Source organism: Pleurocapsa sp. PCC 7319 (assembly GCF_000332195.1).
Classification (GTDB): domain Bacteria; phylum Cyanobacteriota; class Cyanobacteriia; order Cyanobacteriales; family Xenococcaceae; genus Waterburya.
The window spans coordinates 6261010-6284891 of record NZ_KB235922.1 but is presented as its reverse complement, the minus strand read 5'-3'; the positions used below and the strand labels follow the sequence as shown (position 1 = coordinate 6284891).

The window sequence follows — 23882 nt, the reverse complement described above, 5'->3', positions numbered from 1 at the left end:
TCAGCAAAATGTAAAGAAAAATAAGCTAATTTCGGTTAACTTTATCAGACTTTGCCACACTATAAATTAGTCTACTGGGTGCGCAACTGAATTTCTTGGGTTTGACGAAATGAAACTAGCAGCAAGAGTAAATCAAGTATCGACCTCTCTTACCTTGGCAATTTCCGCTAAAGCTAAAGCAATGAAAGCTGAGGGAATTGATGTCTGTAGCTTTAGTGCCGGAGAACCAGATTTTCCCACCCCTAAGCATATCTGTGAAGCTGCCAAAACCGCCTTGGATGAGGGCAAGACCCGTTATGGTGCTGCAGTAGGAGAGCTGAAGCTGAGACAGGCGATCGCCAACAAGCTAAAAACTGATAATAATCTCAACTACCAAGCAGAAAATATCATTGTGACCAATGGTGGCAAGTTTTCTCTGTTTAACCTGATGCAAGCCTTGATTGAACCAGGAGATGAAGTCATTATTCCCGCTCCCTATTGGTTAAGCTATCCAGAAATGGTTAAGCTGGCTAGCGGTACTCCTGTAATTGTGAATACCCTGGCAGAGAATGACTATAAAATTACCCCAGAACAATTAGAACAAGCTATTACACCCAATAGCAAACTTTTTGTTTTTAATTCCCCTTCTAACCCAACGGGAACTGTTTATAGTCCTGATGAAGTTCGTGCACTAGCCAAGATCATTGTGGAACGAGATATTTTAGTGGTTTCTGACGAAATCTACGAAAAGATTCTCTACGATGATGCTCAGCATCTCAGTATTGGCTCGATAAATGATGAAATTTTGGCTCGTACTATTGTCAGTAGTGGTTTTGCCAAAAGTCACTCCATGACTGGTTGGCGGGTAGGCTATGCTGCTGCTCCCTTAGAACTTTTGCAGGCAATGGCGAAAATCCAAAGTCACAGTACCTCGAATGTTTGTACTTTTGCTCAGTATGGCGCGATCGCTGCTTTAGAATCTTCTCAGGAATGTGTGCAAGAAATGGTTCAGGCTTTTGCTCAACGCAGAATTTATATGTATGAAGCAATCAATGCCATTCCCAAATTAAGCTGTCCTAAACCCTACGGCGCTTTTTATCTCTTTGTGGATATTTCCCAGACAGGAAAGAAATCTCTTGACTTCTGTAATGAGTTACTAGAATCTAAACAAGTTGCTGCCATTCCAGGTATTGCTTTTGGCATGGATGACTGTGTTCGTTTTTCTTACGCAACCGATTTAAACACTATTAAAGAGGGTCTTAAACGATTAACGGAATTTGTGGAGCAATGATAATAATAATCTAACTCGATGCTAAATTTCACCTACTCTAGTTTAATTAATGCTTCTGTAGAGACAGTATGGCAGTTTCATGAGCGACCAGATATTCTTGATCTCTTGACTCCTCCCTGGCAACCCGTCACGGTAATTCGCCGCGAAGGAGGTTTAGGAGTTGGGGCAATTAGTGAATTTCGCTTGTCCCTAGCTGGAATTCCAGTACGCTGGATTGCCACACACATTGAGTGTCAGCCCAACCGTCTTTTTGTCGACGAACAAACCACAGGACCAATGAAGTCTTGGATCCATCGTCATGAATTTATTGACGAAAATGGTCGGACTAGATTAACCGATGCGATCGCCTACGAAATTCCTGGTGGTTGGTTGGCAGAATTTTTCTTAGGCTGGTGGGTAGATGCTCGGCTCAAAGATATGTTTCGTTATCGTCATGATGTAACTAAAACTGAATGTGAAAAATTTTAGTACAGATATATCGTAAGCGAACATTTGTTCGCCCCTACAAAAGATGACTTGTAATGTCTTTAATTTAAATTGACATAACACTTTTGTTAAAACAATAAGAATAAGTGGAAATATCTCCGCCCAAAAGAATAGACTAAAAAGTAACGATCAAATAGTTTGTTAGCAAGTTACTATGCCTACAGTAGATGTTCGCGGGGTAAATCATCATTATGAGTGGATTCGTCACTCAGAAACTAAATCCCATAAGCCAGTGATGGTATTTCTTCATGGTTGGGGAGGCTCGGCAAGATATTGGCGTAGTACTGCCGAAGCTTTAGCTAATGATTTTGATTGCCTACTCTACGATATGCGTGGCTTTGGTCGTTCTAAATTACTCCATGATTCTGGTAACTTGGGTTACGAAATGGAAGATTACGCAGAGGATCTAGCGGGATTATTAGATGCTTTAAATCTGACTCAAGTTTATCTTAATGCTCATTCCATGGGAGCATCGATCGCCACTTTATTTCTTAATCGTTATGGCGAGAGGGTGCAGCAAGCAATTCTAACCTGTAATGGCATTTTTGAGTACGATGCTAAAGCATTTGCTGCTTTTCATAAATTTGGTGAGTATGTTGTTAGATTTCGCTATAACTGGTTTTTAAAAGTTCCCTTCGCCGACAGAATGTTTATGGCAAGATTTCTGCATCGCCCAATTAGCAAAAGCGATCGCCTGGCATTTTTAGAAGATTTTTTGATGGCTGACTATAATGCGGCAGCAGAAACAATCTATACTTCTGTTAGCAAAAAAGCTGTAGAAACTATGCCTCAGGAGTTTTCTAAACTTACTGTGCCAACTCTAATGGTATCTGGTGAAAAAGATATCATTATTCCAGCAGCAATGGGCAAACAAGCCGCAGCCTTAAATAATAAGATTCACTATGTAGAACTACCCCAAACCTCTCATTTTCCGATGCTTGAAGATCCAACTGCTTATTTGAATGCAGTCAGAGAATTTTTGCAAGTTGGTAGTGCGGTTGTTTAAATATTGTCCAACACTATCAGGATTTGTTTTCCTGCAAGTAATTTTGCACCATAGTCTTTAGGCGATTGCGCTCCGCGCACTGGCAAAGCCAATTGCCCTCAAAAATATAGTTATCAATTAAATCTCGCATTATAAACATCAATTGAACTTATTTACCCTAATTTAACTCTATTCACAACTTCCTCAAATTTTTGCCTTATATATTTAGAAGTGGTTATAAAAAGATGCCGTGGTAAATATTAACTCTTTATCTTACCAAAATCTTCTAGATGAAACTCTTACTATTTCCCAGCAAGTATTAGATAACTACAACCCTCAGTTACAGATTGAAGAAGTGGGAACTGTAACTTATTTGGGTGGCGGGATTGCCCGTGCTGTTGGTTTGCCCGGAGTACAAGCAGAAGAATTAGTAAGGTTTCCCGGAAATCGCTTTGGGATAGCTTACAATCTCGATCGCAATGAAGTAGGAATTATTCTCTTAGATAATAGTGAAGATTTAAAAGCGGGTTGTGAGGTATTGCGAACGGGAAGAGTCTTAGATGCACCTGTAGGAGAAGAACTATTAGGGAGAGTGATTGATGCGACTGGCCGTCCATTAGATAATAAAGGTGCAATCTCGACAGCTAATAGGCTACCGGTAGAAAGAGAAGCACCAGGGATAATGCAACGCGCACCGGTTACTGTACCGCTTCAAACGGGGATCAAAGTTATCGATGCCTTAATTCCCATTGGTAAGGGACAGAGGGAATTAATTTTAGGCGATCGCACTACGGGCAAAACAGCGATCGCGTTGGATACGATTGTTAATCAAAAAGACAAAAATGTTATCTGCATTTACTGTGCGATCGGACAAAGAAGTTCTGCGGTAGCCAAATTAATTGCTGAGTTAAGACAAAGAAAAGCAATGGAATACTGCATAGTTGTAGTCGCAGGAGGAGAAAAATCCCCAGGGTTACAATACATTACCCCCTATGCAGCAACGACTATGGCAGAATATTTTATGGAACGAGGTCAGGATGTTCTGATAGTTTATGATGACCTAATTCAACACGCTAGAGCATATCGAGCATTATCTCTGCTGTTGCGTCGTCCCCCTGGAAGAGAAGCCTTTCCTGGAGATATCTTTTACATTCATTCTCGTTTGTTAGAACGTGCTACCCATCTGTGTCCAGAATTTGGAGGAGGTTCGTTAACAGCTTTACCCATAGTAGAAACCGAAGCTCAAAACATTTCAGCATACATCCCCACTAATCTAGTTTCCATTACTGACGGTCAAATTTATCTCACTCCAGACTTATTTCATAAAGGCATTTTACCTGCCGTTGATGTGGGAAAATCGGTATCTCGTGTTGGGGGAAAAACTCAGTTACCCTCGTATCGATCTGTAGCTGGAGATTTACGCTTATCTTATTCTCAATTTGAAGAATTAGAGGCATTTTCTCGTTTTGGGACACAACTGGATGACGCCACCCGAAAAAGTATCGAACGGGGTCAGAGAGTGCGAGAAGTTCTCAAACAAACTCAATATCAATCGATTCCCGTCGCGGAACAAATCGCCGTTTTATTGGCTGTTACTCAAGGAATTTTCGATATTGTGCCATTGGATAAGATTAGCTTAGTAGAAAAGTCTTTACGTCAGGCTGTTAGAGAACAAGCAACTGATACCTGTCAGACAATTGAATCTGGAGCAAAATTAAGTAATAACTCTCTCATGACTTTGTTAAATATTGCCAAAAATACTGTTAAGTATTCAATAACCTAAACTGTCGGGCAAAATTCACGCCACTTCTAAAGAACATCATTAAAGGTTTAACAATTATGACTAAGAGAACCGTTGCAACCTTAGATGCCAATAAAGCCGTAGCTAGAGTGGCTTATAAGCTAAACGAAGCGATCGCGATCTATCCCATAACCCCCGCTTCACCGATGGGAGAATGGGCAGATGCTTGGTCATCCCAAGGAATGACTAATCTTTGGGGGACAGTACCGAGTGTAGTTGAAATGCAATCAGAAGGTGGAGCAGCAGGAGCAATACACGGGGCATTACAAGCTGGCGCGATAACTACTACTTTTACTGCTTCTCAGGGCTTACTGTTGATGATTCCTAATTTGTATAAAATTGCGGGAGAACTTACCAGTGCAGTAATTCATGTTGCTGCTCGCTCTTTAGCAGCCCAAGCACTCTCGATTTTTGGCGATCACAGTGATGTGATGGCAGCCCGCGCCACAGGCTTTGCCTTCCTTTGTTCGGCTTCAGTTCAAGAAGCCCATGACTTTGCTTTAATTGCCCAAGCAGCTACCTTGCGATCGCGAGTCCCCTTTATTCACTTTTTTGATGGCTTTCGGACTTCCCATGAAATTCAAAAGATCGAATTACTAGAAGAGAGCGATTTGCGATCGCTGATTGACGACGAGTTAGTTTTGGCTCATCGTGCTAGAGGACTAACTCCAGATCGTCCTGTTTTAAGGGGAACAGCCCAAAATCCAGATGTTTACTTCCAAGCCCGTGAGAGCGTTAATCCTTACTATGATGCCTGTCCCGCAATTGTTCAACAGTTAATGGATAAATTTGGCAAACTGACAGGAAGACACTATCGCTTATATGAATATCACGGTGCGGCAGATGCCGAAAGGATAATTGTGCTCATGGGTTCGGGATGCGAAGCTGTTCACGAAACTGTAGATTATCTCAATCGACAAGGCGAGAAAGTCGGTGTACTGAAAGTCCGTTTATACAGACCCTTAGATGCTCAAAGTTTGGTTGCTAGCCTACCGAAAACTGTTAAGAAAATTGCGGTACTGGATCGTACTAAAGAACCAGGCTCTAGTGGCGAACCCTTGTATCTAGATGTGGTAACAGCAATTTGTGAATGCTGGCAAGCAGAAGTAGGGGCGCAGGGCTTGCGCCCAGCAGAGGAAGCTTTCCCAAAAATAGTAGGTGGACGCTACGGTCTTTCCTCGAAAGAATTTAATCCTGCCATGATTAAGGGGATTTTTGAGAATTTAAAGCAAGATAAGCCCAAAAACCATTTTACTGTGGGAATTAATGACGACCTGAGCCAAACTTCTCTAGCTTACGATCCTGAATTTTCCACCGAACCCGATAGCGTAGTCAGAGCCATGTTTTATGGTTTGGGTTCTGATGGTACGGTAGGGGCAAATAAAAACTCAATTAAGATTATTGGCGAAGAAACTGAAAATTACGCTCAAGGCTACTTCGTTTACGACTCCAAAAAATCTGGTGCCGTTACCGTTTCCCATCTAAGGTTTGGGGATCGACCCATTCGTTCTTCCTATCTCATAGATCGGGCTAATTTTATCGGTTGTCATCAGTGGAATTTCTTAGAAAAACTCGATGTCCTGAAAGCTGCCGTACCTGGAGCTACTTTTCTCCTTAATTGTCCTTACAGTGTCGATGAAGTTTGGTCGAAGTTACCAGTAGAAATTCAGGAGCAAATTATTGCTAAAGAATTGAAATTTTATGTCATCAATGCCAATAAAGTTGCCCGAGAAAGCGGTATGGGTGGCAGAATTAATACAGTGATGCAGACTTGCTTCTTTGCTCTAGCCGGAGTATTACCCCAAGAACAGGCGATCGCCCAAATCAAGCAAGCAATTAAAAAAACATATGGCAAAAAAGGAGCAAAAATTGTCCAGATGAATCTACAAGCGGTGGATAATACTTTGGATAATCTCTTTGAAGTTCCAGTTCCCACCCAAGTTACCAGTCAGATTCATCAGCGATCGCCTATTCCCGACACTGCCCCCGAATTCGTGCGACAAGTACTGGGCAAGATGGTCGCTAGAGAAGGAGATGATCTTCCCGTCAGTGCTTTGCCTTGTGATGGCAGCTATCCTACTGGTACGTCTAAATGGGAAAAACGAAATGTTGCTCAATTTATCCCAGTTTGGGATCCAGATGTATGCGTTCAGTGTGGCAAGTGTGTCATGGTATGTCCTCACGGGGTGATTCGAGGTAAATCCTACGATCCTGCTCAATTAGCTAATGCCCCTAACAGCTTTAAATCTACTGAAGTGAGAGATAAAGATTTTGCTGGTCAAAAATTTACGATTCAAGTCGCACCTGAAGACTGCACTGGTTGTGGCATTTGTGTAGATGTATGTCCTGCTAAAAACAAATCTCAGCCTTCTCTTAAAGCAATTAATATGGAAGCCCAACCACCCCTACGGGAGCAAGAGCGAGCTAATTGGGATTTCTTCCTCAATTTGCCCAATCCCGATCGCCGTCAGCTAAAACTGAATCAGATTCGGCAACAGCAATTGCAAGAACCTTTATTTGAATTCTCAGGTGCTTGTGCTGGTTGCGGGGAAACCCCTTACATTAAATTAATGACCCAACTATTTGGCGATCGCGCTGTCGTTGCTAACGCTACAGGTTGTTCCTCGATCTACGGTGGTAACTTACCGACCACTCCCTGGGCACAAAATGCTGAAGGCAGAGGACCAGCCTGGTCTAATAGTTTGTTTGAAGATAATGCCGAATTTGGCTTGGGTTTTCGAATTGCGATCGATAAACACGCTCAGTTTGCTGCTGAGTTACTCAGATCTTTAGCAAGTGAGGTAGGAGAAGAATTAGCTAGCAGTATCTTAACTGCCGAACAAAAAGACGAAGCCGATATCTACGAACAGCGCGATCTCGTAACACAATTAAAAAACAAACTCCAAACCCTTGTACGGGCGAACGGCGGTTCGCCCCCAACAACCCAAATAAAACAACTTTTGAGTCTTGCCGACTATCTCGTGAAAAAAAGCGTCTGGATTGTTGGTGGTGATGGTTGGGCTTACGATATTGGTTTTGGGGGGCTAGACCACGTAATTGCTAGTGGTCGCAACGTCAACATTTTAGTAATGGATACGGAGGTATATTCCAACACTGGGGGGCAATCTTCTAAAGCAACTCCTAGGGCTGCGGTAGCTAAATTTGCTGCGGGAGGCAAACCAGCACCTAAAAAAGACTTGGGTTTAATTGCTATGACTTATGGCAACGTTTATGTAGGTAGTGTGGCTATGGGGGCGCGAGACGAGCATACCTTAAGAACGTTTATCGAAGCCGAAGCATACGAAGGTCCTTCTTTAATCATTGCCTACAGTCACTGTATCGCTCATGGTATTAACATGACCACCGCTATGAGCCATCAAAAAGAGCTGGTTGATAGCGGACGTTGGCTACTCTATCGTTACAATCCCAATCTGAAACAAGAAGGGAAAAATCCACTCCAGTTAGATATGCGATCGCCTAAGAAGCCCGTCAGCCAGTCTATGTACGCCGAAAATCGCTTTAAAATGCTGACCAAGAGTAAACCTGCTGATGCCAAACGGCTGCTCCAAAAGGCACAACAAGATGTCAATACTCGCTGGCAGATGTATCAATACCTCGCTGCACAGCAAATGAACTCAGATTCTTAATTAATATCACGACAAATTCCGAATTCTGAACTCCGAACTCCGAACTTATTATGAACCTTTCCACTACCTATCTAGGATTACAATTGCGATCGCCTTTAGTCGTTGGAGCTGCTGCCCCACTGACAGAAGATCTTGACAATATTAAACGCATCGAAGATGCAGGAGCGGCAGCTGTCGTCTTACACTCTTTGTTTGAAGAGCAGCTAACCCAAGAGCAGTACGAACTACACCATCATACAACTGCCTACAATGAAAGCTTTGCCGAAGCTTTGACTTACTTTCCAGAGCCAGAAGTCTTTCACGTGGGACCAGAAGAATATCTTAACCATATTCGTCAAGCCAAAGAAGTGGTAAATATTCCTATTATTGCTAGTCTCAATGGTTCGACTTTGGGCGGTTGGACTGATTACGCTCGGCAAATCGAACAGGCGGGAGCAGATGCGCTGGAATTAAATATATATTATGTACCAACCGATTTTGACCTGACAGCAAGCCAAATCGAGTCCAATTATCTCAATATTCTCCGCTCAGTTAAATCAGCAGTAAATATTCCTGTAGCGATTAAGCTCAGTCCTTTCTTTAATAACATGGCAAATATGTCAAAACAGTTAACCGAAGCTGGAGCAGATGGACTAGTGCTATTCAATCGTTTTTACCAGCCTGATATCAATATCGAAGCTTTGGAAGTACAACCCAATGTACTGTTAAGTACACCCCAAGCAATGCGTTTGCCAATGCGTTGGATTGCAATTCTCTATGGGCGGCTAAAGGTTGACTTAGCAGCAACTAGCGGTATCCATAAACCTGAAGATGTCCTCAAAATGTTAATGGCTGGGGCAAATGTCACTATGTTGGTAAGCGTATTATTGCGTCATGGCATCGAACATATCCGGGTCATTGAAGAGGAAATGCATCAATGGATGGAAGAATACGAATACGAGTCAGTTAAGCAAATGCAGGGTAGCATGAGTCAAATTAATTGTCCTGACGAAAGTGCTTTTGAAAGAGTGCAGTACATGAAAGCAATCCAATCTTATCGACCAGAGCAAATGCAAGTATAGTAATTTAAGTTGAATATTGACAACTTTTTCAGGACAGCGATTTTGACAATTAACAGAGGAAATTTAAATGCAACTTTATGTCCTACTTGGTTGCGTGTCTGTTCTTTTTGATCTGGGGATTATATTGGGGTGAATTATCAGAATTCAGCCAGGTTAGTCTTTGGGGTAAATTAATAATGCCAGCTCTTTGTAATTCACTGCCTATTTATTTGTATAACTACTAAAGTTATGGTGCAATTTTCTCTTCAAGCTTGGAAGAATATTGAAACTATCTATCAGGCTATTCTCAAGATGTCTTTTGTTAAAGAACTTGAATTGGGTTCTCTAGACAGACAAATATTTCAACACTACATAATTCAAGATAGTATTTATCTTGGTGAATTTGCTCGCGTTTTGGCTATTATCTCGGCTAAAGCACCACAACCAGATATACAGTTACAGTTTGCTAATAGTGTCAAAGAAGCTATTGTCGTCGAACGTGGTTTGCACGAAAATTTTTTCGCCGAATTTGGAATCACACCCGAAGAGGCTCTAGCAACAGAACCTTCTCCCACTTGTTTAAACTACACTAATTTTTTGATTGCTACTGCCTATCAATATAATTTTGCTGTGATAGTGGCTGCGGTTTTACCCTGTTTTTGGATTTATTTGGAAGTAGGAAAACATATTTACAAACAAGCAAGCACTATAGCCAATCCCTATCAAAAATGGATTGACACCTACATTGATGCAGATTTTGAGGCTTCAGTGAATTATGTTATTCAAATAGCAGATAAAGCTTCAGTTGAAGAACTAGAATTGATGAATAAAGTTTTTTATCGTGCGTCACAATTTGAATGGATGTTTTGGGATAGCGCGTATCGGCTAGAGAAATGGGAAATCTAATTTAATAGTACTTTGATAATACTTGTAAGATTATTTTTAATGGCGATCGCAGTTCAAAGATCGACAATAGACAATTGATAAAAAAATGTGCATTTTAATTAACATAAAACCCACGATTTTAAACAATTCCAAGACCAATCCATATTTTTCTGATAGAAACGCAATTCCCAACTTACATCTGCTTTAAGATCAATTATTTCTGTAGCTAAATTTTGTAATTTATTGCTATCTTCAGGATCAAAATCGTAAGCTAAACTGAGATGCAACCAATCTTTTAACCTTAATTGTTCCAGTCGATTTGAATAGTTTGTTAATAAAGTAAAATTACGAATTAATTGTTTTAGACCATTAGCTTGTAATTCTAAACCGTGCCATTTCTCATTAAAAGTCAGTTTGATAATTTCTATATCCAATGATAAATTCTGATATTTTGCTTCTATGTATGTCTGATTCAAAGCTTCAATATAGAGAGTAACTGATTGAAAGTCAGCGTTAAAAAATCCTGTTAAAGTACAGTGAGGCATATACTTATGTGCCGTATTTTCTCCACACAATTGACAACTTTTTGCCAAGTAAGTTTCTAGGAAACGATTCAACTTACCTACTGGACAAGCATAAATAATAAATTTTCTAGTATCACTTGGATATCTACTTATCATCATTAATTATTAATTACTAATTCACTTAAGCGACTCTGATACCATTTTTTAAGACTTCTAAAATTCTGGGAACTACACCATCATCATGGACAGTTATAAAGTCTGCTTTTTTTCCTATTTCTAAACTGCCAATTTCACTATCTAAATTAATTGCCTTAGCAGAATTAAGGGTAATTAATTTAATTGCTTCATATAGTGCTTTGTGGGTTTGTTGACTGATGACAAACACAGACTGGAGTAAACTTCTGGGGACATAATCGGAAGAAATAATATCAACTACATCCTGTTCAATTAGTTCCATAGCCGAAACATTACCAGAATGAGAACCACCTAAAACTAGATTGGGCGCACCCATTAGTACCTGTAAACCATTGCTGTGTGCTTCTTGGGCAGCATCAACGGTAGTTGGAAATTCTGCTAAGACAACTCCTTCAGCGATCGCTTCTTGGACATGGTCTACCGTAGCATCATCATGACTAGCAAGAGAGATTCCTTTTTCTTGAGTTATTTTGACTAATGCTTGACGATTTTTAACCGCATGTTGTCGTTGACTTTCGAGGCGCATATTAATAAACTCTTCCATCTTGGCTTCTGGAACGCCATGTTTGCCGATATAGTATTGCTTATACTTATCAATATTGACGAATTGACGCTGACCAGGAGTGTGATCCATCAAGGAGATTAGAGCCAACAAGGGATGCTGTGAGTATGGTTCAACAATATCGTAGAGATGTTCATAACCAAGTTCACAACGCAAATGTAGCCAGTGATCGACATTAAACCTTCCTGCTGTTTTGCCCTCAGCAATGACATCTATCATCGGTGCATAATGATGATTACGTAATGAATCTTCTCTGGGGGTAACATCCCCAATCGCGATCGCATCACAGACTGTAGTGATCCCAGAACTAATCAAATCGCGATCGTGATTAACTGCTGCTGCATCTAAGTTCCACCTTACCCCTGGTCGAGGAGAAATACATTTTTCGAGGTTATCCGTATGGAGTTCAATTAATCCAGGTAATAGATAATTGCCATGACCATTTTGTCCTTGGTCAACTATTCCTGGTTGAATATCGGCAATAAGGCGATCTCGAATTACTAAAGTTCCTAATACTTCTTCAGTGGGTAAGAGCAAGCGATAATTAGTATAGATTTGTTCCTGCATCTTGTGTGGATCTGTTTATATTACTTCGCAGTTTAGGGCATCTATCAGAGAATATAAATTAAGGAAAGTTTAGCAAAGGGTTAATGATTTAGTAAAATATCGATTTTCCTAATAATGAACTACTACCTGCTACTTCGTTGAGCAGGTAGTTTCTAGCTTCGCTGGGTGCTGCACTACCTTGGTCTTGCGACCCCGATCTTGTCTTACGCTCCCTCCACTAGCAGAGACGGCTGCACCATCCGCCTGTAGTATTCTGATTCCTTCTGCCCTAATGTTTTTGCTTGCTGCTTCATCTCTATCGTGATGAGCATTGCACGCACTGTTGATACAAATCCATTCTCTAACAGATAAATCCATCTTTGGCTGTTGAGTTAGGCATTCAGGGCAGATATGAGAACTGGGAAAAAATCTATCAATCTCAACGAGCTTTTTATCTTCTCTACGAAGTTTATAACTGAGGAAGTTTACAAACATTCCCCAGCCTACATCAGATATTGCTTTAGCGAGCTTTAGGTTACGCACTAATCCCCTCACATTGAGGTTTTCTACCACAATGACTTGGCTATCGTTTGTCAGTTTTCTACTCAGTTTGTGCAGAAAATCTTGACGGGAATTGCTAATACGTGTGTGAACCTTAGCTACTAATTTCTTGGCTTTTTGTCTGGTTCTACTCCCTAGTTGCTTACGAGCTAGCTTCTTTTGTTTTCTAGCTAGGTTTTTCTCATGCTTTTTAATGTGTCTTGGATTGGCATATTTACTGGTTTTAGTTCCATCGTGGACTATGGCAAAATCTTTAATTCCAAGGTCGATTCCTAAAATTTTGTCACTATTACCAGATCTAAAACAAGCCTCAACTTCATAGATAATAGAAGCAAAATATCTATCATCACTATCAAGCGTGACAGTAACAGTCTTTATCTTACCTACATACCTACGGTCAAATATAGCTTTTACTAACTTGATTTTTGGCAGATAAATATAGTCGCCCTCTATTCTGACTGATTGAGGAAAACCTACAGACTGCTTTTTGTGTTTTGATTTGAATTTAGGATACTTAGCTCTTTTCTCAAAAAAGTTGATAAAAGCACGAGATAGATTGAGAGTTGTTTGCTGCAAAGATTGAGAATAAACATCGGTTTTTAGCCATTCGTACTCTTTCTTTAGCTTAGGCAACAAAGCATTTAAGCCACTACGAGATATTCCTTTGCCAGTCTCTTTATAAGTTTGATTACAAACATTTAGAGCATAATTCCACCACCACCGACAACAGCCCATAGCTTTTGCTAATTGTTGCTGTTGCCCAAAAGTTGGGTAAATTCGTATCTTTTGGGCTACTCTAATCATGTCTATCATCATATAGAAAAGACTAATGTTCGTGCTGCCTCTGTGCTGGGAATTGTTGGTGCAGGGGGAATTGGTGTTTCACTTTATCTTAAAGCTTTTAGCCTTTAGCCTTTAGCTTTTAGCCTTGGTTTGACTGCTAAAAGCGTAATTGAGTTTAAGACTCCGACCTCTTAGGTCGTCGACAATCAGGTAGAGTTTAAGACTCTATTTGATTGAAGCTAAGAGCTAAGAGCTAATAGCTAATAGCTAGGGCGTAGCCGTTTCTTTATCAAAGCTTTCAATCTTTCGACTATGGTAAAGTTTGCGCTATCTTGATTATTTTAATTTTAGCCACCAGTATCATTGATACGATTTCATCTAAGTTAAGAAACTGGCTAATTTAATAGCAGTTGAGTTTGTTTGAGCTTTACCCTTGAAGGCAGAGAGCAGAGAGAGCAAATTGTTTTTTCCTTTTGCTCCCTGTCTTTTTTTCTAGGAGTAATACCTGGATTTATGAAAGAAATTCCTGATTATGCAAAATCAGATATATTCAAGGAAGTAACATCTTTTAAGTTGATTGCCATATCTGCTACTCCTTGGGTTGAGGAATCTACATACAAGACAGATTCGGATGCAGAAAATGCAACTTGAATAGATGAACCGTCAAAATAGGCATTGGCTTCGTTGATGTTGTAGACTGAACCTATTGCTGTAGGTGCAAAAGAATCAAAATCTAACAATAGTTTATCGGAGCCAACAGTAAAATCGGTAATTATATCTGGCTGCTCAACTGATGAATCATCAGCCGAAGTGTAAGCAAAAACATCGTTACCGAAGCCACTTTCTAGGGTATCTTTCCCTCTCCCCCCAGAGAGTAGGTTATCACCTCCTTCGCCCCGGACTAAATCATTGCCGTTCCCGCCGTAAGCAGTATCATTGCCTATTCCCCCATAGATGGAGTCATCGCCAGCACCTCCATCCAAAACGTCATTATCCCAGCCACCAAAGAGACGATCGCTATCCTCATTGCCTTCGAGAGTATCTCTCCCTCTCCCACCGGCGAGCAAGTCGTCACCCTCTTCTCCTTTAATCAAATCATTGCCATTACCACCCGCAGCAGTATCATTACCTATTCCACTAAAAAGGCGATCGTTATCCTGGTTGCCTTCGAGGGTATCTTTCCCTCTCCCACCGGAGAGCAAGTCGTCACCCTCTTCTCCTTTAATCAAATCATTGCCATTACCACCCGCAGCAGTATCATTGCCTATTCCACCAACAAGGTGATCGCTATCTTGGTTACCGTCTAGGGCATCATCCCCTGCTCCACCAGAGAGCAAGTCATCACCTCCTTCGCCCCGGACTAAATCATTACCATTACCACCCGCAGCAGTATCATTACCCTTACCCATGGTGATTTCGTCATGTCCTCCCTCTCCGAATGCTAGCTGAGGATCGTCATAGAATGTGATAGAGTCATCCCTAGGGCGAACGCATCTAAATCTGGAGAAAAAAGGAGTTACGATGAAATTATTAAAATCAACTTATCAGATAAGTTGAAACAAGCCAAAATAACCTTGATATAAAAGAAACAAAGGTATATAAAGCAAATTTTGGCAGCTCAAAATTCTGTTTGATTCTCGTTACTCAGAGAACAAACATTTCCAAGAAAGAGTGAGAGCTGATTGTAGGTTATTGAAGACCTAAAACTTTAGCCAGATATTGATTATCCCAAGCAGCTTTGAGTCGTTTATTAGCTACACCAACCTTGGCGGTCTTCTCGCTTGATAAAAGATTCAAAGATATCTTTCTCAATTGAGCTAGATTCTCAGGAGCATGGTCGGAGTGAACGGGACAATCATCTTCTTTAAATGCCACATCCAAAATCCAATGAACATTATTTTCCACTTCCCAATGCTTGCGTACAGCATTAGCTAGTACTTGAGCATTACTTCTAAAACTGTTGAGATAATAACGTTTATTAGTGGTTGTTTCGCCGTCGATTTTTCTGACAGATTCCACTAAGCCAATACTTTGAAGCCCCGCCCATTTCGACTCATCAAAGAACAATCTCCTCACTGCCATCGTCCAATGACGACGTATTTCCGTTCTACCATGACCCTTATTAATAGTGCGATGGAAATCATGTTCTACTTCCGACCAATCAATCTCTTCTGCTTGGTCAAATAGATTAACTACCTGTTGGAAAAGATTCGGCTGATTTTCTTTCAATGCTAGACAATAATCAGCACCGTTATCTTGAATTAACTGAGCTATCTTCGTCTGAGTCCCGATCGCATCTATGGTTACTAAACACCCAGATAGTTCCAAAACTTTGATTAATTCTGGGATTGCTGTAATCTCATTTGATTTGTTCTTGACCTTGACTTGACCCAAAACTAATCTTTGCTCTGTTGCCCAAGCATTTACGATATGAATCGCTTTTTTTCCTTTGCTCTTGGAGCCAGAATGTTTAGCCGTTTTGCCATCAATGCTAATTATCTCCCCAGGAATTAGTTCCGATATTGTTTTTACCCAGTCTCGAAAACATTGTTCAAATTCTTTTGGGTCTATCCTGGCAAACACCCTAGAAATGGTGTCATGAGATGGTATGCCATTAGGTAGTTCTAAGAACTGCTGTAACCATTCTTGTTTGGCGTTCCCGTACTGTTCCATAGCTACCCAATTATCGGCACCGCACAGCATTCCACAGATCGCAATGGCTATAATATCTATGAGTTTATGATCTTTGGTTCTGTCTATTCTAGGGTCGGTCAAATTGCTAAAATGATCTAACAGAGTAACCTTCGGCTTCAGCTTCATTTTCTCTCAGTTATGCCTTAGTTTTGCTACCAAATTAATCTATCATTTTCACTCAATTTAAGATGCGTTCGCCCTACCTAATACTATCGAGAGGATATAAATCAAAAAACCTTTGCGGAACAACCCACTCTGTGTGGGGTTTTATCAAACCCACTGACATGAATAATGGGTTATTGGGATCTGAAGTATAGTTTTGTAAAAAATCTACAACAAAATCTGCTCGAATTTCATCTGCTAGAGGCTCTGTACCATTATAGACACCGACTGGCTTACCATCTAAATTAACTCTTGTGTTGTCCCCCCCTCCAAAAAAATAGCTATCGAACATCATATTCTGAGCCGGAGAAAACCTATGTCCATGGAGAAGCTTTCCTGTACCTACGCTCTGATAACCATTAGCTTTCATTACACCAAAAAGGGTTTCTGATGGATCGACCGTTTTTTCCCAATCTTCTCCGTTTGAAAAAACTTGTGTTTGTAGGGGACTTTTACCGGACAGAATTGAAATACGAGAAGGATTACAAAGTGCGACTTGAGAATATGCGTTATTAAATGTGACACCAGAGGCCATCAACGCATCCAAATTTGGTGTGTGAACTACTCCTGAGTAACCACCTAAATCATTTGTCCAATCGTTGAGATCGTCTATGGAGATAAATAAAAAGTTTCGCATATCAAAATGATGTTAGGTTTTCAGAATAATTGAAAAACTGTAAAATTGAATAAATATGAAATCAATTATTTTCTATTAATAACTATTACTTTTTATTTACTTTAAAAATTAGAATTAAATTTCTATAATTGCTTTTATTACTAGAATTTTAAAAAATAATAGATGTTTTTGAGGATTGGTTTTAAAAAATACAACTATCTACTGTATTCAAATTTCATTAAATTACTTCAAGTGAATTGCTTAAAACACCATTTTATTGACAGAAGAATTCCATGAGCAGTAATCGCCGGGAATATCTAACAGAAACAGTTTTGTTTCTTGAAAGGTTAACTATATATACCGGATACCATCCTATGAAACTAAAACATTGTTCGTCTACTGTGGAAAACACTGTTTTTTTTGATACTTACTTATGTAAATTTCTGTAGGTATGACTTGTTTAAGAAGTGTATCAACTAGGAAACATAGCTATATATTTTTTGCCATATTATTTATTTAAAGATTTTATAGACATAATAATTCTGTACTTTTCTAATTTTTTAGATAGTAATTTAAAATAGAAATTAGACAATTTTCTTCTACTGTAATCAACATTAATAACTCTAGGAGTAGTACTAAAGATGTAATGAAACTTGTAGTAATGAACAAAATATCAGATAGCAACTATATGATTTTCTAAGGATTTGGAGAAAGGTATAGTTTTAAGTACTAAACGAGATATTCTTGGTCTCAATGTATTTTTTAATAGACCTATCTGGAAAATAGACAAATAAGTAGAGTTGAAAAACTCAGGAAATGGGAGTCATTACGACGTTAAAATTAGGTGTGGTTATAAGAGGAAACAGATTACACCAGAAGAAGAAAAAAAGCTAACAGAACACCTTGAGGCGATTGCGCAAAGCGCACCAGCGAAGCTGATCGCCAAAATCCTCTATAGAACCCATTTGGGTTCTTTTTAAGCAGTAGCGAGTCTTGTGAACTTGATTTAATTTTTTTTTCAATTGCGATCGCATAATTGGTTGACAGTTTCTCGCCAAGAAACACCGATTTGTTCTGCTTGCTTAATCATTATGTTGCAGACTTACTACTTAAGTAATCTGACTAAAAGCTTGATAGCAAGTAAAGCATTAACTAAACGGGTAGTTAAGGTTGGAAATGGTTGAGTTGAGGTAGCTTTCATGACCAACTGTTCTCAAGTTTAAAAATGATAAAAATATCATAATCTAGAGATACATCTACAAAAATAATTGATTGTATTTTGTTTTCGCTCTTGGTACCACCTTCTGTTCATTGTTTAATTTGAGAAGTTTATGACATTGCCTAATGGTCCGAAGACTCCAGGAATTCTCGAAATTTTTCGGCGGTTTAAGCTAATTTTTCGTCCCTTAGAATACTTGGAAGATTATGCTCAAAAGTATGGAGATATTTTTAAAATAGGAGGGGAAAAGTCACCTCCATTTGTTTATATCGGCAATCCAGAAGGGATTAAACAAATTTTAACTGCCGATCCAGAATTATTTGAAGTAGGTAGAGGAAGTAGAATTATCAGATTTTTGTTGGGGGACAACTCCCTAATTTTAAAGGACGGGGATACCCATCAAAGGCAACGAAAACTGATTATGCCTCCGTTTCATGGAGAGCTTCTCCGTAACTATAGCCAGTTAATCTGGGATATTACTGATAAAGTAACCGATCAATGGGAAATGGGTAAGCCGTTTCCCATTCGTTGCACAACACAAGAGATTACCCTGCGAGTCATTTTGCAAGTAGTGTTTGGGATAGAGCAAAAAGAGCGATCGCAACAATTGAGGCAACTAATTACTGCTCTACTCGATTCCTTTGACACTCCCCTTAGTTCCAGTTTAATCTTTTTTCCCTTTCTCCAGAAAGATTGGGGCGCACGGAGTCCGTGGGGACGCTTTTTACGCCTCAAGCAGCAAATCAAACAACTCATTCATGCAGAAATTCGCGAAAGGCGTGCCAAGATGGAAAATGAGGAGTCTTTTTCATCAGATTATACGGATATCTTTAGTTTGTTGCTGTTGGCAAAAGATGAAGATGGTCAGGGAATGACCGATGAAGAGTTACACGATAATCTAATGAGTTTACTCCTTGCTGGTCACGAAACTACTGCTTCAGCTTTAGTATGGGCGTTATATTGGGTGACTCATCTCACAGAAGTACGCACCAAGTTGCTTGACGAACTCGATCGCCTGGGGGAAAATTCTCATCCCCTTGACATTGCTAAACTTCCCTATCTTAGTGCTGTGTGTGATGAAACTCTACGTATTTATCCAGTTCTTCCTGCTGCTTTTCTGAGAATGCCCAAATCATCAATAGAAATAATGGGATATCAGTTTCCAGAGGGTTCCGCATTGGCTCTTTCTATTTATTTACTCCATCAGCGAGAAGATTTATATCCTCAACCAAAACAATTTAAACCAGAGCGTTTTATCGAGAGGCAATATTCTCCCTACGAGTACTTGCCCTTTGGTGGTAGCAATCGTCGCTGTATTGGCTCAGCATTAGCATTATTAGAGATGAAACTGGTACTGGCTAATATTATTTCCCGTTTTGAGCTGAAATTGCTCAATAATCGTCCTGTTAAACCCATACGTCGCGGTTTGACTTTTGCACCACCAGCAAAGATGCAGATGGTTGCTAATACTTCACATCATAATTAATTATGTTGTTTGTGTATGGGACATATCTTTATTGCAGATTAGATAATGGCTCCCTTTCCTTGTAAAGGATCGCCTTCTATCTCCTTATTCCTATTATTCTGACAATTACAAAAATATTTTAGTAGGTAGGCATAATAATTTATAAAACCCAAGTAATTAATCTTTTCCCTATCACCCATCCCCTAACCCCTAACCCCGGCAAAAACCGTTTTATATTTAATTTCACCCACCTACTTTTAAGCAGGGCTATTTCATTCTAAAAAGAGAAGCAATCTGTTTTAAACTGAATTGGCATTTACGTTGTGCCTGAGCCATATTGTCAAATCCAGAATCTCGATATAAATTGAGAGCTAAGTTACGTGCGATCGCTAAAATCTGAGGTAATGGTAAGGTACGAATTCTAGATTTGTCTTCTCCTTGAGTAACATCGCGAACATAGTGAACTTTATTTTCTACACCCCAATAACCACGAATTCTTTGATAAAACTCGAAGGCTGATTCGGTCAAATCAGAGATATAGTATCTGGTACTAAACTCCGTTTTATACTTGAGTTGGCGTTCTGATTCTACTTTAATGAGCGTTTTAATACTCGACCATTTAGGCAACTTCAAATCTAAGTAAGCAGTACTAACTCTGCGTTTTTCGATTCTTCCGTGACCTTTAAAAATATTGTAAAAACTGTCATGTTCGACAAATTTCGTTTTTACAGCTTGATCTAGTTTGGGTTGATTTCCTTTGACAGCAGCAAGATAGTGATTTCCGCTATTGATAATTGTTTCAATAGTTTTTTTGTGTATTGATTGCATCAAATGCAAAAACTACCCCTTCAACGGCTAAAGCCTCAATAAATTTGGGTATTGCGGTAATTTCATTACTCTTGTTTTTAACTTTTTCTGGTCTTAGGATTAGTCCTCTTTCAACTAGGTAAGCCGTAACTAATGTGATTGCCTTGTGTGGCTCACAATGAGGGTTGTCTGACGAAAGTAAGTATGAGCCTTTTAACACTTTTCCGTCCAATGCCAAAGTCTCACCTGCTAACGGTTTGATTTCAAAAAAACTTGCTAATCTAGCTGAATACTCCTCGTAATCCAAATTTAATAATGCTCTCCTAATTGTGCTGTAAGAAGGGATTCTTCTGACTTCAAATAACTCTTTTAATTCTTCACTGTACGATTTTAGCCAATCTCCGAGCGCAAGAAAGCCTTGGTTGCCTGCTGTCACCCCCAGTGTAAACAGAGCCAAACATAATTGTAATGAATGCCTTGTTCCCTGTTTTCTTCTACGATCTGGCATTCGAGAGAATGCTTCTATTATCGCTATTTCACTCACTTTTCTAGTTTATTTACACTACCACAATTACAATATCACCTAGAATGAAATAGCCCTGACTTTTAAGCCTTGTAAAACTCAACCCTTCTGCCAGCTAAATCTGCAACTTTATCAATTAAATCTTGACGCTGTTGTTCATCCATAGCTACAAAAGAATGAGCCAGATCGATTTTCTCCTGCATCTGTTGGGGGTTGTCAAACCCTGTAATCAAGACACTCACAGGCATAGACCAAGCGAAATTTATCGCTTCAGCAACAGTAACTCGATCCGGTACAATTTTTGGATTGTTTCCATGTCTTCCATGAGAAGAACCACCAAAAAAGCCACCATTGGCTAAAGACTTCATAGCTAACACACCAATATTTCGCTCAACTAATTTAGGTAGTACTTGTTGAATAAAACTGGAATAACTAGGATCGGCAATATTAATTGGTAGTTGGCAAGTATCAAAAATATCTGACTTTTCCAATACTTGCAGATGCGCTTCTGGTTGACGATGACCAGTAAAGCCTATATGACGAACTTTACCTGATGCTTTTGCTTCCGCCATCACCTCAAACACCCCATTAGCAATGCGTTCATCGACATTTTGGGGACTCTCTACTGTATGAACTTGCCACAAGTCAAGATAGTCGGTATTCAATCTACGTAGAGATTCTTCTAAATCACGACGGGCACCTTTGGCATCATGAGCAACCGTTTTGGTCATCAGATAAATAACATCCCGATATTTAGGAGTTAATAATTTGCCCATCCGAGTTTCGCTACCCCCGGACTGGTACATCTTAGCCGTATCGAAAAAACGCACCCCTCCCTGTAAGGCAATTTCAATAGTTTCTTGCGCATCTCTTTCGCTCAATCCTCCTAAATGCCAACCTCCTACACCCAGCATGGTTACTGCTTCACCGGTTCTACCTAAAGTTCTTAATGGCAATAATTTACCTAAGCGATCTCTTCCGCCACGGGAAGAATCACTTGGTTGATTTTTATTTTGGGCATTAGTTTTAGCCGAAAGTATAATACCTGCGGTAAAGCCTGCTAGCCATTTGAGTAAAGAGCGACGTTCCATAATATTTTGAAGACCTCAAAATTTTCCAACTATCTCTAAAATAACTATTTGAGTTAATTTTTAACTCCGAACTCCGAACTTCTAACTCCTGACTCACCTTGAGAAAGATATTTTTTAGCTATCTGAGGTCGTCCCCAGATGACCGTCTCCTTTTTATAGATTGCCATTCCAGGTTTAGCACCTTTGGGTTTGTAGACATTTTTCGGTTTGGTGTAAACTACTGGCACCTGTTCACTTTCGCGAGCTTGACTATAGAAAGCTGCCAGATCGGCTGCAAATTGAAGGTCTTGCTCCTGTGGGACAGCTCCAGGATCTAAACGTAGCAAAACATGGCTACCGGGTATCTCTTGGGTATGAAACCAAAGATCGTATTCAACAGCAGTACGAAAAGTCAACAAATCGTTTTGACGGTTATTGCGACCGATCCAGAGTTCAAATCCCGATGGTACTTGATAGCGATAAGGTTGAGATTCCTGAGCTGGTTTTCCTTTATTACCCTCACGTTCCGCAGCAAAATATTTTTGCTGAATTAATTCCTCTCTAATTTCTTCTAGGGCTTGTAAATCCTCTGAATTGCCTTGAGTATTAGACTCATCTTTTAACTGATTAAGAGAGGTTTGGACTTGGGATAGATAATTAATTTCGGCATTTACCTCTGCTAATAAAGGCGCAACCGCCTTTTTCGCTCGTTTGAGTTTTTGGCTATTTTTATACAACGACTGGGCATTCTGAACGGCGTTTTTTTCAGGATTAAGTTTGATTTTGACTGCTTTACCTGTTTCAAAATCTGACAAGCTGATGGATGTCATCCCTGGTTGCCATTGGTGGAGATTAGCCATCAATAAATCTGCCTTTTGGCGATCGCTATCAGCATTATCTGACTGTTGTAAGCGTTGCCTAAAGGTATTGGCTTTGATATTGAGTTTTTTGAGGAGATTGGTTAGCTTTTGGTTTAATTGATGATGCAGTTGTTTAAACTGTTGCCGATTGACTTGATCGGTATAGTAACGATTAAGTAAAGCTTGTACTTGCTCTACAGATTGAGTTTTGTTCCAGCCCAAAACAGTATAGCCATTACTTAACCAACCAGGGTCAAATTGATGATCTTCTAGGACTTTTAACCACTTTTGCCAATAATGAAATAATTCCTGCCAGTGTTCGGGTCGTAAGGAATCGGTATTCTGTTGAGGAGATAAATTGGCAGCAAGAATAATTTCTGCTGCTACTCTAGGACTTAAACCTCGATAGGATTTAAGTAACTGACGTTGAAGATTTCCGGGAATTAAACTCACTCTTTCCTGCCACCGCTCAAATGATTCCTCTAGTTTGGGGATAGTACCAGCAAGGGCAGGGGGGGGTTCATAAGATTGACCAGTTTGGATGGGGCGAACACTCGATTGGGTAGGACTAATTTGACGAGCTGGGGTAACAATCTGTTGTTCAGCATCAGTGAGAATAACGTTACTATATTTGCCCATAATCTCTACGAATAAATGCCATAGCGGTTTTTCTCCTGGACGTTGAGCAAATTGTAAATCTAATACTCTTTCCCAAGGAGCGATCGCCTTAATGTTAATCAAAGCCAAACCATTAAGTTGGTGACGTAGTTGATCGCTAAAGGTAAAAGTATCCTTGATCCGGGGTGGTGGATCGCCGAGATTAATTCGGGCGGCTTCAGGATGCCAACAAATAGTTAACCAGGGTCTAGCATTGAAAGTTCGTAGAGCTAGAGAAATAGTAAAGCGATCGCGCTGATATACCTGTTCTATTTTTGAAGGGATCCAATCGCGATTTAATTCGGCACAACTTGCCATCAAGGTAGTGTAATCAACAGCCTGCATAGTAGTAAAACAGAATAAAAGTTTAAATTAGTAATTGAATCAATGTAATCTGGAATACAAATTTTTTAGATTGTCAGCAATTATCGATGGTAAAACCTAAAATTTCTTAAAATAACGTCATCTATATCTCTTTTTCCTTGTTAATCGGAATTTTTAACTATAGTATTAGAATTAGATTT

17 protein-coding genes and 2 pseudogenes are annotated in these 23882 nt (G+C 39.7%); 9 read left to right on the top strand and 10 right to left on the bottom strand.

Annotated elements, in window-relative coordinates; translation table 11 throughout:
- Positions 1 to 109: 109 nt before the first annotated feature.
- The 7 genes from PLEUR7319_RS0132555 (at position 110) to tenA (ending at position 10135) form a co-directional block, all read left to right on the top strand.
- A complete protein-coding gene (locus PLEUR7319_RS0132555; protein ID WP_019509437.1) occupies positions 110 to 1270 on the top strand; it encodes a pyridoxal phosphate-dependent aminotransferase in 1161 nt (386 codons plus the stop codon).
- An 18-nt stretch (positions 1271 to 1288) separates the two neighbouring features.
- Complete coding sequence (locus PLEUR7319_RS0132550; protein ID WP_019509436.1) at positions 1289 to 1738, top strand: SRPBCC family protein; 450 nt, start codon at positions 1289 to 1291, stop codon at positions 1736 to 1738.
- Between the two features lie 172 nt (positions 1739 to 1910).
- Complete coding sequence (locus PLEUR7319_RS0132545; protein ID WP_019509435.1) at positions 1911 to 2762, top strand: alpha/beta fold hydrolase; 852 nt, start codon at positions 1911 to 1913, stop codon at positions 2760 to 2762.
- Between the two features lie 283 nt (positions 2763 to 3045).
- Positions 3046 to 4524 carry an alternate F1F0 ATPase, F1 subunit alpha gene (locus PLEUR7319_RS0132540; RefSeq protein WP_051044581.1) on the top strand — a complete coding sequence of 493 codons (1479 nt, stop codon included), beginning with the start codon at positions 3046 to 3048 and terminating at the stop codon, positions 4522 to 4524.
- A gap of 56 nt (positions 4525 to 4580) precedes the next feature.
- A complete protein-coding gene (nifJ, locus tag PLEUR7319_RS0132535) occupies positions 4581 to 8189 on the top strand; it encodes a pyruvate:ferredoxin (flavodoxin) oxidoreductase (protein ID WP_019509433.1) in 3609 nt (1202 codons plus the stop codon).
- Between the two features lie 50 nt (positions 8190 to 8239).
- Entirely contained in the window at positions 8240 to 9250 is a 1011-nt protein-coding gene (locus PLEUR7319_RS0132530) for a dihydroorotate dehydrogenase-like protein (RefSeq protein WP_019509432.1), read from the top strand.
- Positions 9251 to 9478: 228 nt separating this feature from the next.
- On the top strand, positions 9479 to 10135 hold the full coding sequence (tenA, locus tag PLEUR7319_RS0132525) for a thiaminase II (protein ID WP_019509431.1): 657 nt from the start codon (positions 9479 to 9481) through the stop codon (positions 10133 to 10135).
- Positions 10136 to 10233: 98 nt separating this feature from the next.
- Here tenA and PLEUR7319_RS0132520 read toward each other — a convergent pair whose 3' ends face one another.
- The 3 genes from PLEUR7319_RS0132520 to PLEUR7319_RS0132510 all read right to left on the bottom strand — a co-directional run bounded on the left by PLEUR7319_RS0132520 (position 10234) and on the right by PLEUR7319_RS0132510 (position 13306).
- A complete protein-coding gene (locus PLEUR7319_RS0132520) occupies positions 10234 to 10797 on the bottom strand; it encodes a hypothetical protein (RefSeq protein ID WP_019509430.1) in 564 nt (187 codons plus the stop codon).
- Between the two features lie 22 nt (positions 10798 to 10819).
- Positions 10820 to 11962 carry a phosphonate metabolism protein PhnM gene (phnM, locus tag PLEUR7319_RS0132515; RefSeq protein ID WP_019509429.1) on the bottom strand — a complete coding sequence of 381 codons (1143 nt, stop codon included), beginning with the start codon at positions 11960 to 11962 and terminating at the stop codon, positions 10820 to 10822.
- A 129-nt stretch (positions 11963 to 12091) separates the two neighbouring features.
- Complete coding sequence (locus PLEUR7319_RS0132510) at positions 12092 to 13306, bottom strand: RNA-guided endonuclease TnpB family protein (RefSeq protein WP_036801271.1); 1215 nt, start codon at positions 13304 to 13306, stop codon at positions 12092 to 12094.
- On the opposite strand from PLEUR7319_RS0132510, the gene PLEUR7319_RS43270 reads away from it, so the two are divergent.
- Positions 13289 to 13414: a hypothetical protein gene (locus PLEUR7319_RS43270; protein WP_256380655.1), complete on the top strand. Its 126-nt coding sequence runs from the start codon at positions 13289 to 13291 to the stop codon at positions 13412 to 13414. The genes PLEUR7319_RS0132510 and PLEUR7319_RS43270 overlap by 18 nt on opposite strands.
- Positions 13415 to 13815: 401 nt before the next feature.
- Here PLEUR7319_RS43270 and PLEUR7319_RS37435 read toward each other — a convergent pair whose 3' ends face one another.
- The 4 genes and pseudogenes from PLEUR7319_RS37435 to PLEUR7319_RS41085 all read right to left on the bottom strand — a co-directional run.
- Positions 13816 to 14694, bottom strand: a complete 879-nt coding sequence (locus PLEUR7319_RS37435; protein WP_019509427.1) for a calcium-binding protein — start codon at positions 14692 to 14694, stop codon at positions 13816 to 13818.
- A 280-nt stretch (positions 14695 to 14974) separates the two neighbouring features.
- The gene (locus PLEUR7319_RS0132500) at positions 14975 to 16105 is read right to left on the bottom strand and encodes an ISAs1 family transposase (RefSeq protein WP_019503374.1); all 1131 of its coding nucleotides are present in this window, start codon (positions 16103 to 16105) and stop codon (positions 14975 to 14977) included.
- Between the two features lie 73 nt (positions 16106 to 16178).
- Complete coding sequence (locus PLEUR7319_RS0132495) at positions 16179 to 16778, bottom strand: sulfatase-like hydrolase/transferase (RefSeq protein WP_019509426.1); 600 nt, start codon at positions 16776 to 16778, stop codon at positions 16179 to 16181.
- A 652-nt stretch (positions 16779 to 17430) separates the two neighbouring features.
- Positions 17431 to 17523 (bottom strand): annotated as a pseudogene (locus PLEUR7319_RS41085) (IS1 family transposase); the annotation flags it as partial.
- Between the two features lie 565 nt (positions 17524 to 18088).
- Between PLEUR7319_RS41085 and PLEUR7319_RS0132485 the strand changes: the two are divergent.
- Positions 18089 to 19462: a cytochrome P450 gene (locus PLEUR7319_RS0132485; protein WP_019509424.1), complete on the top strand. Its 1374-nt coding sequence runs from the start codon at positions 18089 to 18091 to the stop codon at positions 19460 to 19462.
- A 246-nt stretch (positions 19463 to 19708) separates the two neighbouring features.
- Here PLEUR7319_RS0132485 and PLEUR7319_RS43765 read toward each other — a convergent pair.
- The 3 genes and pseudogenes from PLEUR7319_RS43765 to PLEUR7319_RS0132465 all read right to left on the bottom strand — a co-directional run bounded on the left by PLEUR7319_RS43765 (position 19709) and on the right by PLEUR7319_RS0132465 (position 23703).
- Positions 19709 to 20756, bottom strand: a pseudogene (locus PLEUR7319_RS43765) (ISAs1 family transposase).
- A 98-nt stretch (positions 20757 to 20854) separates the two neighbouring features.
- Positions 20855 to 21862, bottom strand: coding sequence for an aldo/keto reductase (locus PLEUR7319_RS0132470; RefSeq protein WP_019509423.1), 1008 nt, complete (start codon positions 21860 to 21862; stop codon positions 20855 to 20857).
- Positions 21863 to 21915: 53 nt separating this feature from the next.
- The gene (locus PLEUR7319_RS0132465; protein WP_019509422.1) at positions 21916 to 23703 is read right to left on the bottom strand and encodes an NFACT family protein; all 1788 of its coding nucleotides are present in this window, start codon (positions 23701 to 23703) and stop codon (positions 21916 to 21918) included.
- Positions 23704 to 23882 lie beyond the last annotated feature (179 nt).

Bases quoted from the DNA above. Each gene is read 5' to 3' on its own strand.
- PLEUR7319_RS37435 (WP_019509427.1), bottom strand. From the start codon at position 14,694: ATGGGTAAGGGTAATGATACTGCTGCGGGTGGTAATGGTAATGATTTA.
- PLEUR7319_RS0132500 (WP_019503374.1), bottom strand. From the start codon at position 16,105: ATGAAGCTGAAGCCGAAGGTTACTCTGTTAGATCATTTTAGCAATTTG.
- PLEUR7319_RS0132520 (WP_019509430.1), bottom strand. From the start codon at position 10,797: ATGATGATAAGTAGATATCCAAGTGATACTAGAAAATTTATTATTTAT.
- PLEUR7319_RS0132550 (WP_019509436.1), top strand. From the start codon at position 1,289: ATGCTAAATTTCACCTACTCTAGTTTAATTAATGCTTCTGTAGAGACA.
- PLEUR7319_RS0132555 (WP_019509437.1), top strand. From the start codon at position 110: ATGAAACTAGCAGCAAGAGTAAATCAAGTATCGACCTCTCTTACCTTG.
- tenA (WP_019509431.1), top strand. From the start codon at position 9,479: ATGGTGCAATTTTCTCTTCAAGCTTGGAAGAATATTGAAACTATCTAT.
- PLEUR7319_RS0132470 (WP_019509423.1), bottom strand. From the start codon at position 21,862: ATGGAACGTCGCTCTTTACTCAAATGGCTAGCAGGCTTTACCGCAGGT.
- PLEUR7319_RS0132510 (WP_036801271.1), bottom strand. From the start codon at position 13,306: ATGATTAGAGTAGCCCAAAAGATACGAATTTACCCAACTTTTGGGCAA.
- PLEUR7319_RS0132530 (WP_019509432.1), top strand. From the start codon at position 8,240: ATGAACCTTTCCACTACCTATCTAGGATTACAATTGCGATCGCCTTTA.
- PLEUR7319_RS0132545 (WP_019509435.1), top strand. From the start codon at position 1,911: ATGCCTACAGTAGATGTTCGCGGGGTAAATCATCATTATGAGTGGATT.
- nifJ (WP_019509433.1), top strand. From the start codon at position 4,581: ATGACTAAGAGAACCGTTGCAACCTTAGATGCCAATAAAGCCGTAGCT.
- phnM (WP_019509429.1), bottom strand. From the start codon at position 11,962: ATGCAGGAACAAATCTATACTAATTATCGCTTGCTCTTACCCACTGAA.
- PLEUR7319_RS0132465 (WP_019509422.1), bottom strand. From the start codon at position 23,703: ATGCAGGCTGTTGATTACACTACCTTGATGGCAAGTTGTGCCGAATTA.
- PLEUR7319_RS0132485 (WP_019509424.1), top strand. From the start codon at position 18,089: ATGACATTGCCTAATGGTCCGAAGACTCCAGGAATTCTCGAAATTTTT.
- PLEUR7319_RS0132495 (WP_019509426.1), bottom strand. From the start codon at position 16,778: ATGCGAAACTTTTTATTTATCTCCATAGACGATCTCAACGATTGGACA.